The organism is Arthrobacter paludis, assembly GCF_056782315.1.
The window spans coordinates 74,312-85,885 of sequence record NZ_JBXAEW010000019.1; the positions used below are offsets into that span (position 1 = coordinate 74,312).

Annotated in this window: 11 protein-coding genes; 8 read left to right on the forward strand and 3 right to left on the reverse strand. The window is 68.3% G+C overall.

Going from position 1 to position 11,574, the window contains the following annotated elements; genetic code table 11:
* Positions 1-100 precede the first annotated feature (100 nt).
* Positions 101-1,513 carry a chromosomal replication initiator protein DnaA gene (gene dnaA, locus AC1Q5D_RS15275; protein WP_481739314.1) on the reverse strand — a complete coding sequence of 471 codons (1,413 nt, stop codon included), beginning with the start codon at positions 1,511-1,513 and terminating at the stop codon, positions 101-103.
* 521 nt (positions 1,514-2,034) lie between these two features.
* On the opposite strand from dnaA, the gene rpmH reads away from it, so the two are divergent.
* The 8 genes from rpmH to AC1Q5D_RS15315 all read left to right on the forward strand — a co-directional run bounded on the left by rpmH (position 2,035) and on the right by AC1Q5D_RS15315 (position 8,307).
* Positions 2,035-2,172: a 50S ribosomal protein L34 gene (rpmH, locus tag AC1Q5D_RS15280; RefSeq protein WP_077488375.1), complete on the forward strand. Its 138-nt coding sequence runs from the start codon at positions 2,035-2,037 to the stop codon at positions 2,170-2,172.
* Positions 2,173-2,229: 57 nt separating this feature from the next.
* The gene (gene rnpA, locus AC1Q5D_RS15285; RefSeq protein WP_481739315.1) at positions 2,230-2,649 is read left to right on the forward strand and encodes a ribonuclease P protein component; all 420 of its coding nucleotides are present in this window, start codon (positions 2,230-2,232) and stop codon (positions 2,647-2,649) included.
* Positions 2,639-2,992 (forward strand): membrane protein insertion efficiency factor YidD, encoded by a 354-nt coding sequence (gene yidD, locus AC1Q5D_RS15290; protein ID WP_481739316.1) that lies wholly within the window; start codon positions 2,639-2,641, stop codon positions 2,990-2,992. The genes rnpA and yidD overlap by 11 nt, the downstream gene beginning before the upstream one ends.
* A gap of 16 nt (positions 2,993-3,008) precedes the next feature.
* The gene (gene yidC / locus AC1Q5D_RS15295; protein ID WP_481739317.1) at positions 3,009-3,977 is read left to right on the forward strand and encodes a membrane protein insertase YidC; all 969 of its coding nucleotides are present in this window, start codon (positions 3,009-3,011) and stop codon (positions 3,975-3,977) included.
* Between the two features lie 2 nt (positions 3,978-3,979).
* Entirely contained in the window at positions 3,980-4,507 is a 528-nt protein-coding gene (locus tag AC1Q5D_RS15300; protein WP_481739318.1) for a Jag family protein, read from the forward strand.
* A gap of 6 nt (positions 4,508-4,513) precedes the next feature.
* Positions 4,514-5,152 carry a 16S rRNA (guanine(527)-N(7))-methyltransferase RsmG gene (gene rsmG / locus AC1Q5D_RS15305; RefSeq protein ID WP_481739319.1) on the forward strand — a complete coding sequence of 213 codons (639 nt, stop codon included), beginning with the start codon at positions 4,514-4,516 and terminating at the stop codon, positions 5,150-5,152.
* A gap of 301 nt (positions 5,153-5,453) precedes the next feature.
* Positions 5,454-6,344, forward strand: a complete 891-nt coding sequence (locus AC1Q5D_RS15310; RefSeq protein WP_481739320.1) for a ParA family protein — start codon at positions 5,454-5,456, stop codon at positions 6,342-6,344.
* 601 nt (positions 6,345-6,945) lie between these two features.
* Positions 6,946-8,307, forward strand: coding sequence for a ParB/RepB/Spo0J family partition protein (locus tag AC1Q5D_RS15315; protein ID WP_481739321.1), 1,362 nt, complete (start codon positions 6,946-6,948; stop codon positions 8,305-8,307).
* 1,985 nt (positions 8,308-10,292) lie between these two features.
* Here the strand turns inward: AC1Q5D_RS15315 and trxA are convergent.
* Together trxA and trxB are read right to left on the reverse strand one after the other, a co-directional pair.
* Positions 10,293-10,616, reverse strand: a complete 324-nt coding sequence (gene trxA / locus AC1Q5D_RS15320) for a thioredoxin (protein WP_481739322.1) — start codon at positions 10,614-10,616, stop codon at positions 10,293-10,295.
* A 22-nt stretch (positions 10,617-10,638) separates the two neighbouring features.
* A partial coding sequence (gene trxB / locus AC1Q5D_RS15325) for a thioredoxin-disulfide reductase (RefSeq protein WP_481739323.1) occupies positions 10,639-11,574 on the reverse strand: 936 nt, incomplete at its 5' end.

The following is an 11,574-nucleotide window of genomic DNA, read 5'->3' on the forward strand; positions in this document are numbered from 1 at the left end:
ACCCCCGTGGTCCACCGGGATATCCCCACTCTTGTCCACAGCTGTGCGGAACGCCGGGTGGGACTGGGTCCCACGGGGTTTCCGGGGCCCCTCCGGCCGGCTAGCCCTCGCGCTGCTGCTGCTTGATGCGGTTCGTCAGTTCGGTGACCTGGTTGAAGATCGCCCTGCGCTCCGCCATCAGCTCGCGGATCTTCCGGTCCGCGTGGATCACCGTCGTGTGGTCGCGTCCGCCCAGCTCGGCGCCGATCTTGGGGAGGGACATGTCCGTCAGCTCGCGCAGCAGGTACATGGCGATCTGCCGCGCAGTCACGAGCGTCCTGGTGCGGGACTTGCTGTTGAGCTCCTCGATGGAGAGGTTGAAGTACTCGGCGGTCTGGGCGATGATCGCCTGCGGCGTGATCTCCTGGGCGTCCTCGTCCGTGATGAGGTCCTTGAGGACCTGCTCCGCCAGCGTGAGGTCGACGCCCTGGCTGTTGAGCGACGCGAAGGCCGTGACGCGGATCAGGGCCCCCTCGAGTTCCCGGATGTTCGTCGAGATCTTCGAGGCGATGTACTCCATGACGTCGTCCGGCGCCGAGAGGCCCTCCGCGGTCGCCTTCTTCCGCAGAATCGCGATGCGCGTCTCGAGCTCCGGCGGCTGGATGTCCGTCAGCAGGCCCCACTCGAAGCGCGAGCGCATCCGGTCCTCGAAGCCGCTCAGCTGCTTCGGGGGCAGGTCGGACGTGATGACGACCTGCTTGTTGTGGTTGTGGAGCGCGTTGAAGGTGTGGAAGAACTCCTCCTGTGTCGCGTCCTTGTTCGCAAGGAACTGGATGTCGTCGATGAGGAGGATGTCCACGTTGCGGTACGTCTGCTTGAAGCTGGCGCCCTCGTCGTCGCGGATCGAGTTGATGAAGTCGTTGGTGAACTCCTCGGAGTTCACGTACCGCACCCGGATCCCGTTGTAGAGGTGGCGCGCGTAGTGCCCGATGGCGTGGAGCAGGTGCGTCTTGCCCAGCCCCGAGTCCCCATAGATGAAGAGCGGGTTGTAGGCCTTCGCGGGTGCCTCGGCGACGGCGACGGCGGCGGCATGCGCGAAGCGGTTCGAGGAACCGATGACGAACGTGTCGAAGATGTACTTCGGGTTCAGCCGGCCGAATTCCTGCGAGTTCGACGGCGGCGCCGGCTGCGGCGACCGTTCGGCACCGGGCCGCTCCACCGGCGCCTGCTTGACCGGGGCGGGCTGCGGTTCCGGCTCGGGCTCCAGGTCCGCCACGATGCTGAAGGCGCAGATGATGTCGTCCTGGAACACCTGCCGCAGCGCGTCGTCGAGCGGCTGCTTGAGCTGGGTCTGCAGGACCTCGCGGGTGAGTTCGTTGGGAACCGCCAGCAGCAGGGTCGTCCCGATGAGTCCCTGGGGGCGGGCGAGCACCAGGAAGCCGCGCTGGCGGGGAGTCACCCGGTCGTCGTCCTCGAGGTTGCGGACGACCTGGCGCCAGGCGCTGCCGACGCTGTTCGACTCCTCCGTGCTCACGCTGATGGATCCCCTCGCTGGTCTGGTGGGCCGCCGGTGCGGCGGTGGATCGGACGGCGGTCCCTTGTGGGGGCGGCCGGAGGTTCGAGTCTAGCGGCTATCCACAGTGTTATTCACAGCCGGTGGATAACAGCGCCTGTGGGTATTCCTGTGGATGGCTGTGGATATCCACCGGGCGGCGGCGCCCGATCGCGGCGGCCGCGCGGATCCGGCCCGTGGACAACGGGGAACCCTCCCTCCACACGCCGGGACACGGTCCACATCGTGTGGAGTGGCTGACCACAGCCTGTGAAAAGATGGGGGCGGGCCCAGGTGCGCGTCCGGTTTGACGTGGCGCCCCGGATTCCCCTACCGTTGTTTAGTCCTGTGCGTGTGCTTTCCCGTGCCCACTGGCGCCCCTCCCTCCGCGGAAGGGGCGGACAGCGAGCCGGGCGGGTGCCGCACGAAGCACGCGTCAGCCTGTTCCTCCGCCGTAGCAACGGGTTAAGGCGCATCCCTTAGATCGTCTTGGAGTTACTACTGTGAGCAAGCGGACTTTTCAGCCGAATAACCGCCGTCGTGCCAAGAAGCACGGCTTCCGTCTGCGCATGCGGACCCGCGCCGGCCGCGCCATCCTGGCTGCCCGCCGTTCCAAGGGCCGCACTGCGCTCTCTGCCTGACCGGACACCGGTCCTCCGGGATCATCCGCGGGTGCCCCGGCCAGCCGGGCGGTAGCGATGCTGCCGGCACCCCACCGGATGCGTTCCGGCGCGGACTTCTCCGCCACAGTACGTTCCGGCGCCCGTTCTGGGCGCCGGAACGTTGTGCTGTATCTGCGGCCCGCCGCGGCGGAGCCGGACTCGCCGCGGTTGGACGCCCCGCACGGGGCGCCGCCGTCGCGCTTCGGCTTCATCGTGTCCAAGGCCGTCGGGAACTCGGTCACCCGCAACCGCGTTAAGCGCAGGTTGAGGGCGGTAGCAGCCGAATGGCTGCCCCGGGCCGGGACCGGGTACGACGTCGTCGTGCGCGCCCTGCCGGCCGCGGCCGACGCCAGTTGGGACCAACTCCGCGGGGACGCGCTGTCGGCCCTTGAGGCGGCCCGCCGGGCCGCCGAACGGGGACCCCGGCACCGAGGGAAGGAGCAGCATGGGCGGTAGCCGCACCCTCCCGCGCATGCTCCGGTTCCTCGCGGGGCTGCCCCGCCTCGCCGTCATGGGCCTGCTCATGGCCTACCGCAGGATCGTCTCCCCGCTCTATGGCGATGTTTGCAAGTACTTCCCCAGCTGCTCCGCCTACGCGCTCGAAGCCGTGACCGTGCACGGCGCTCTTCGGGGCAGCTGGCTGGCGGCGGGCCGCGTGGTCCGCTGCAACCCGTTCAGCCACGGCGGCATCGACCATGTCCCCGCGGGGAAGCGGATTTGGCCCGAGGGGAAGACCCCCCGGATCATTGTCCTGAACCACCCGCCGATTCCTGCCGACGACGCCGCCGACGCGGCCTGAGGAGCACAACCGAACCATGGGTTTCTTTGACACGCTGCTGTGGCCATTCCGCCAGGTGGTCTCGTGGATCCTGATGATCTGCCACGAGGGGCTCGCGGCCATCGGCATGGATCCCGACTCCGGTTGGACGTGGACGCTGTCGATCATCATCCTCGTGCTGCTCATCCGCACGGCCCTGATCCCGGTGTTCGTCAAGCAGATCAAGGCGCAGCGGGCCATGCAGGCCCTGCAGCCGGACCTGCGCAAGCTCCAGGCGAAGTACAAGGGCAAGAAGGACCAGCTCTCGCAGCAGGCGATGATCGCCGAGCAGCGCGAGCTGTTCAAGAAGCACAAGACGAACCCGCTGTCCTCGTGCCTGCCCATCCTGGTGCAGATGCCGTTCTTCTTCGCGCTCTTCACGGTCCTGAACAACACCTCGCGGGCCAGTGACTCGAACGAGGGCATCGGGGCCCTGAGCGCCGACCACGTGCGCAGCTTCGACGAGTCCTCCATCTTCGGAGCGCGCCTCTCCGACACCTTCCTGGGCAGCCTGAACTCGGGCGACCCGAGCATGGCGGTCATCCTGACGGCACTCGTGATGATCATCGCGATGACTGCCTCGCAGTTCATCACCCAGAAGCAGATCATGTCGAAGAACATGACGAAGGAGGCCCTCGAGGGGCCGTTCATGCAGCAGCAGAAGATGATGCTGTACATCCTTCCGCTCGTCTTCGGCATCGGCGGCATCAACTTCCCCATCGGCGTCCTGGTCTACTGGACGGCCTCCAACGTCTGGACGCTCGGCCAGCAGTACTGGGTCATCCGCAACAACCCGACGCCGGGCTCCCAGGCCGAGCGCGAGCTGAACGAACGCCGTGCCGCGAAGGGGCTGCCTCCCGTGGGCCAGAAGAAGGCCGCTGAGGCCGCCGCGGCCGAGCAGACGGCCCCCGTCGAGCCGAAGGGCCAACGCCAGCAGCCCAAGCGCAAGAACCGGAGGAAGAAGTAGAGATGAGCGCCGAAAACACCGTCCCGCCGGTCGACGACGACGCCGCGGAGACCCCCGTTTCCCGCCTCGAGGAGGAGGGCGACGTCGCGGCCGACTACCTCGAGGAGCTCCTGGACATCGCCGATCTCGACGGCGACATCGACATCGAGGTCCGTGCCGGCCGCACCTACATCTCCATCCTGAACGAGGAGGAGGGCGGTTCCGACCTCCGGCTGCTCGTCGGGGAGCACGGCGAGACCCTCGAGGCCCTTCAGGAGCTGGCGCGGCTGGCCGTGCTGACCTCCACCGGCAACCGCTCGCGGCTGGTCCTGGACATCGACGGCCACCGCGTGGGACGCTCCGGCGAGCTGCGCCGGCTGGCCGAGGACGCCGTCTCCAAGGCCAAGGAGTCCGGGGAGGACGTTGCCCTCGAGCCGATGAGCGCCTACGAGCGCAAGCAGGTGCACGACGTCGTGGCCGAGCTGGGCCTGTTCTCCGAGTCCGACGGCGAGGGCGCCCGCCGCCACGTCGTCGTGTCCGTCAACGGGTAGCGGCGCATGGAGACCGAATACGACGCCTCCCCGGAGGAGCTCCAGGCGGCCCGCACCGTCTTCGGGAACCGGCTCGAGTTGGCCCAGGGTTTCGTTCGCCACCTGGCGACGAGCGGCACGGAGCGGGGGCTGCTCGGTCCGCGGGAGGTCCCCCGGCTCTGGGGCCGGCACGTGCTCAACTGCGCCGTCGTCGAGCAGCTGGTCCCGCAGGGCGCGGCCGTGGCCGACGTCGGCAGCGGCGCGGGGCTGCCCGGGCTGGCCCTGGCGATCGCCCGTCCCGACCTGTCCCTGACCCTGATTGAACCCCTGGAGCGGCGCTGCCTCTGGCTCTCCGAGGTGGTGGAGGACCTCGGTCTGGACAATGTCACCGTGTGGCGCGGCAGGGCCGAGCAGGCCGTCGCGGAGGTGGATGTGGATGTGGTGACGGCCCGTGCGGTGTCTGCCCTCTCGAACCTCGTGGGGCTCACGCTCCCGCTGCTGCACGGAAGCGGCGAGCTGCTGGCCATCAAGGGCCGCAGCGCCGCCGAGGAGATCGCGAAGGCCTCGAAGGTGATCCGCAAGCTGGGCGGCCGGGGGGCCGAGGTCGTGGTCGTCGGTGCCGAGGTCCTCGCCGAACCGACGACCGTGGTCCGCGTCCCGGTTTAGGCGTCCGCGGGCGATAGTCTGTACGGGTGGCCGTGGGGCCCGGGAGTGAGGAGGCCGTAGCCGTATGCCGCGTGGGAAGAAGATTCCGCCGTTTGCCGCCATGTTCGGCCGCTCACCGCGCCCCGAAGAAGAGCAAACGGAATCGTTTGGCAGCACCGTCACGGATGTTCCACGTGAAACCCCGCCCCCCTCTGGGGGCGCGACGGAGCCAGCCGCCCCGGCCGAGCAGGGCGGGCGCATCGAGCCCGACGCCCGGCGTAGAGCGGACACGGAGACGAAGGCCCCCAACCAGCGGAGCGTCATGGACACCATGGATGAGAACACCCCGCTGGCCAACCAACTGGCCAGCGAGACCAAGCGCCGCGAGCGGCTGAAGGGACGCGTCCTGCCCAGGCCGGCACAGACCCGCTACTTCACGGTCAGCAACCAGAAGGGCGGCGTCGGCAAGACGACCACGACGGTGAACATCGCCGCCGCGCTCTCCAAGGCGGGCCTGAACGTCCTGGTGGTCGACATCGACCCCCAGGGCAACGCGTCCACGGCACTCGGCATCGAGCACCACGCGGACGTGGACAGCATCTACGACGTCCTGATCAACGATGTGCCGCTTTCCGACGTCGTCGCGCAGTGCCCCGACCTCGAGAACCTCGTGGTGGCGCCCGCGACGATCCACCTGGCTGGCGCAGAGATCGAGCTGGTCTCCCTGGTGGCCCGGGAGCAGCGACTCCGTCGGGCGTTGGAGCAGTACGCCGCCCACCGCGAGGAACAGGGCCTGGAGCGGCTGGACTACGTCTTCATCGACTGCCCGCCGAGCCTGGGACTGCTGACCGTCAATGCCTTCGTTGCGGCACGTGAAGTGCTCATCCCGATCCAGTGCGAGTACTACGCGCTGGAGGGATTGAGCCAGCTGCTCAACAACATCCAGATGATCCAGAAGCACCTCAACGGCGACCTCGTCGTGTCCACCATTCTGCTCACGATGTACGACGGGCGCACGAACCTCGCGGCCCAGGTTGCCGCTGAGGTGCGCGAGCACTTCCCCGAGCAGGTGCTCGAGGCCCTGATTCCGCGTTCCGTGCGGATCTCCGAGGCGCCCAGCTACCAGCAGACGGTGATGACGTACGACCCGAGCTCGACGGGAGCCCTCTCCTATCTGGAGGCGGCGTCCGAGATTGCCGAGCGCGCCCGGTAGAGGACAGCCTGTCGGGACATCGGCGGAGGGAAGTCGCAGTTAGGGGCCAGCGCCCGGGCGGAGCCGGCGACGTCGTGGGGCCGCGATGAGGGCGAGCCGGACCGGACGGCGCGCCGGTGGCCCCGCATCTTCACGGTGCGGCCCCACCCGCAGCCGTACCCCACCGCTTTTCCTTGTCCCAGGTCGAAAGCGTTACGGCGGGGAGGGGCTTGCGGTCCATTTGCCACCCGTTCCCCTCGGGTGGAGTCGCCATTCGTCCTCCACGCGGCAGCCCCGACCCAACCACTTGTTAGAACGCCTCTCAGTCAAACTGTTGACTTTGTTTCTGGACTAGCCGCGCGAGCGCAACGATACCCGGCGAAGACTTGGGCTGATCGTAGAATGGAGGGGTGCGACTGGCCGTCCGGCCGGCGTCCATTCGGAACTGGAAGAGAGATTCACCTTGGCGGAGAAGCGGCGCGGCCTCGGTCGGGGCCTTGGAGCACTCATCAGCAGCGCCCCTGCTGGACCCACTACTGCGACGGCAGACGAGGCAGCCCAGGAAGTGCAGGGATCGGCAGCGGGCGCGGGGAGCACGCCGGCGAGCCCCCAAGGCAGTCCGGTGTCCCCCGAAGAGCCGACCCCACGCGAGGATGCGAAACAGAACGGCGTTTCACGTGAAACCCCGCCGTCCTCGCGCCCGTCCACGGGCGCCCAGGCCAATGGTCCGCGTCGGAGCGACAGCCGGGAGGACGCTCCCCGGTCCGAGTCCGCGCCGAAGCAGGACGCAAAAAAGGGCGTATCGAAGGGTCAAGCCGCCCAGCCGACCGCGGATGGCGCCGGTGCCCGCAAACCACGCCCCGTCGACATGTTCTTCTCCGGCAGCGGACCCGCCGACAGTGGCTCCTCCCCGGAACGGAAGCCCACCGGTGGTGGAAAGCGGCCCGCCATGCCGGCCCTCAAGGTCAATGGCGCCAAGCCGGCCAGCACTGCACCCAACGACCGCGACACCGAGCTGCAAACTGAGGCGCCGTCGGAACCAGAGGCGAGCGTTGGCTCGTCTGTCGATGCCAGTCGCGAGACCGAGAGCGAACCGCCGTTGAAGGAGACGCCGACGGCACGGCCTCAGGGCACCGACGACGACCACGTTTCACGTGAAACCGGGCTGGCCCCGGTCCCCGGTGCCACCTTTGCAGAGCTCCAGGTCACCGCGATCCATCCCAATCGGAAGCAGCCGCGGACCAACTTCGACCAGGAGGACATGGACGAACTGGTCCATTCCATCCGGGAGATCGGCCTTCTCCAGCCGGTCGTGGTCCGTCCCTCGCGCGAGGTCGAGGGCCAGTACGAGCTGGTCATGGGCGAACGCCGCTGGCGCGCGACGCAAGAGGCGGGACTGGAGATCATTCCCGCGATCATCCGGGAAACGCACGACGTCGACCTGTTGCGCGATGCGCTGCTGGAGAACCTCCACCGCGCCGAGCTCAACCCCCTGGAGGAGGCGGCGGCATACCAGCAGCTCCTTCAGGAGTTCGAGTGCACGCAGGAGGAGCTCTCGGATCGCATCGGCCGCTCCCGACCGCAGATCTCCAACACCCTCCGTTTGATGAAACTTCCGCCGCTGGTGCAGCGCCGCGTTGCGGCGGGCGTCCTGTCCGCGGGACACGCGCGCGCACTCTTGGGTCTGTCCGATCCCGCGGACATGGAGCGACTCGCCCAGCGGATCGTCAACGAGGGACTGTCGGTGCGCGCGACGGAGGAAATCGTGTCGTTGAGCGATGGGATGCGTCGGCAGCGGCAGTCGCCGGCACGCAACACCGCGCGCCACGAGCGCCTGGACTATCTGGCCACCGCACTGAGCGACAAGCTGGATACCCAGGTCAAGATCACCCTCGGCGCCAAGAAGGGCCGGGTGTCGATCGAGTTCGCCAGTGTCGACGACCTGAACCGCATCATGGGCGTCATCGCCCCGGGACAGAACTAGCTAGACCAGCCCTAGGGGGACGGCGTTTCACGTGAAACGCCGTCCCCCTTCGTCGTTTCGCATCCAAGTTACTCGTGGATCGTCCATCGTCCTTGATTCTCGAAGGCTCCCTCAGGTGGGTCCCGCCGGGCCAGGGCTGGTGTCCGGAAGGCGGCGCAGCGCCGCAGGCCCCGTGTGGAGAAGAATGCGGTGCTCACTTCCAGCCGGTCCTTGCGGGACGGCCGGGACCGCTCAAGAGAGGGTGAGCAATACGTCGTCTCCCTGGGCCGCTCCCGCGCGGATGACCCCTCTGGAGCCTAGACGACCGGGACAGATGAACGATGTCGCTCTAGCGCCTTTGATCAGGGTTCCACTGCGGCTGGGGCTTCGGGGGCTGCTGGGCCGGGTCGACTCGAGATCCACTAGGCGGACACGACGGGCCCGGCCGCGCGGCGTCGGAACACAGCAAGGTAGGCCGGCGGATACCGTCTCTGACCTTGTAGCGGTCGTCGCCGTTTCGAGGAGGGGACGGGGCCCCTTGCGACGCCCCGGCATTGGGCGCGTCACGCAGCGGTCTGAGACGTGGCACGGACACCAGTTGCCCCGACTTCATCCCCTGGGTCTGGAGTACAAAATACGGCACCTCGTCTGTCTCCGTCCCGATGGCTTGCCCCTGGTGTTCCACGTGAAACGCTGGTGCGCCACCCGTCGTGCGATCGAGCGCGGGCCGGTCGCGGCGCTGTCGCTATGGGTGGTGGGATGCGCGGGGGGCTTGGTTCGCGGGCAGCGTCAATCTCCAGTCGCCCACCGACAGGGTCCGGTCCGGCAGGGGCACATGTGTGCCGCGGATGGTTTGTTGCGCGGAGGCAAGGGAACGCGGCCGTCGGGCGTGGGAGGCAGAACGCGAGCCAGAGACCCGTCTGTTCGAGGCCAGTCAGCGAGAGAGATGTGGGATGTTATTGGGTTTCGCGGGCCGCTCGCGGTTCTGGGGGCGCCAGCTGGGCACTTCCGTCGCACAGAATGGCTAGCCCTTAGAGCTGTGTGGGAGTCAGTTGTGTCCCTCTACAAGGGAGATGAGGTGATTCCAGCGCGCAGATCCCGCAGGAAACATCCGCAGCCAGGCTCAGCCGGTACCTCTGCACGCGGTCGCGCCATCATGGATATCGGCGGCACGACGCTGACCGCGGCTCGCCTGCTGACCGGCGTAGACAACGAGTGCGGACCGGCCGTCGCGCCCATCGGCCGGGCTTTCTACCGATCCCACGGAAGGTGGGCGGCGTGGTGGGGGCGTCGCGTAGCGGCGGAGGCTGTGTGCGGCCCCACGGCCCTCGGGCCTGGGCCCTCGACCCTGGATCTGTAGTCCGGGGGGAGGATGGCGAGCCCATCGGCGAGTGCACCCTAGGACCGGCGCAGTGGGATCCGGCGGCGGCTACGTGCCAACGCGCCGCGCTCCACGCAGGCAACGTGTCGGGCGCTAGTCCGGCACGCCGGGCCAGATGGATCGCAGAAGCGTCGAAAGCACGAGGAGGAAGTGCTGCTCGCCGTACTGTTGATTGCGCTCATGGCGCGGTTACCGAGGTCCCTGTCTGCAGCCACGGCGCCAGATGTGTGGGAGCGCGCGGGGGGCGCGGGTGCATGCGGCGGCGCTGATCGAGACGGCCGCCGCTGCCGTCAGGAACGTTTCGGGAGTCCGCACCGGTTTCACGTGAAACGGGGAGGAGACTGCTGTAACAAGGAGACCATGGATGGTCCAGAGCTTTTGCCCCGACTCCGCGATGACGCGGGCCAAACGCACTGTCCGCGGGCGACCCACCTACGGAGAGGAGGACCCGCCCCGCGTGCCACCCCTCCGATGCCTCGGTAGGGTGTCCTCTGGTGCATTGCGGATAAAAGCGGAATGCGTTGTGTTTGTCATCGTGGGCGGGGCGGATCGAATGCTCCTCGGCCGTAGACACGAGGAGGGCCCGCGGACCATCGGTCCGCGGGCCCTCCTCGTGGGCGAGCCGCTACAGGTAGGCGGCGAACTCCTTCTCGATGATCTGCTTCGGCTTGGCGCCGATCGAGGTGGCGACGTGCTCGCCGTCCTTGAAGACGTACACGGCCGGGATGCTCGTGATGCCGTACTTGGCGGCGATGCCCGGGTTCTCGTCGACGTTGACCTTGACCACGTCGATCTTCTCTGCGTGCTCGGACGCGATCTGGTCGAGCACCGGCGAGAGCATGCGGCAGGGGCCGCACCATTCGGCCCAGAAGTCCACGATGACGGGCTTCGAAGCCTCGAGAACGTCGGACTGGAACGACGCGTCGGTTACGTCCTTGGCCTGGCTCATGGGGTTTCCCTTCCTTGTTGGCTTACCGCGCCGCGGCTGCGGCGGAGGTGGTTTCGGGGGCGTGGTGGGCGAGGTGGTGTTCGACGTCGAGGGCGGCGGCGCAGCCGGAGCCGGCGGCGGTGATGGCTTGGCGGTAGGTGGGGTCGATGACGTCGCCGGCGGCGAAGACGCCGGGGAGGCTGGTGCGGGAGGAGCGGCCCTCGACGGCGATGGTGCCGTCGTCGGTGAGGGCGAGCTGGCCGCGGACGAGGTCGGTGCGGGGGTCGTTGCCGATGGCGACGAACACGCCGGTGACCTCGAGGCGGGACTCGGTGCCGTCGAGGGTGTTGGCCAGGCGCAGGCCGGTGACCTTGTCCTGGCCCTCGATGCCGGTGACGGCCTGGTTCCAGGCGAAGTCGATCTTGGGGTGGGCCAGGGCGCGCTCGGCCATGATCTTCGAGGCGCGCAGCTCGTCGCGGCGGTGCACGACGGTGACCTTGGAGGCGAACTTGGTCAGGAAGAGGGCCTCCTCCATGGCGGAGTCCCCGCCGCCGACGACGGCGATGTGCTGCTCGCGGAAGAAGAACCCGTCGCAGGTCGCGCACCAGGAGACCCCGTGTCCGGAGAGGCGCTTCTCGTCGGGCAGGCCCAGCTCGCGGTAGGCGGAGCCGGTGGCGATGATGACCGCCCGGGCCCGGTAGGTGTCCCCGTTGGCCAGGCGCACGGTCTTGGTCTCCCCGGCCAGGTCGAGGGCCTCGACGTCCTCGTAGAGGATCTCGGCGCCGAACCGGGCGGCCTGGGCGGCCATGTTGTCCATGAGCTCCGGGCCCATGATCCCGTCACGGAAGCCGGGGAAGTTCTCCACCTCGGTGGTGTTCATCAGCTCCCCGCCGGCGGTCACGGACCCTGCCACGACCACCGGGGACAGGTTCGCCCGCGCCGTGTACACGGCCGCCGTGTACCCGGCCGGACCGGAACC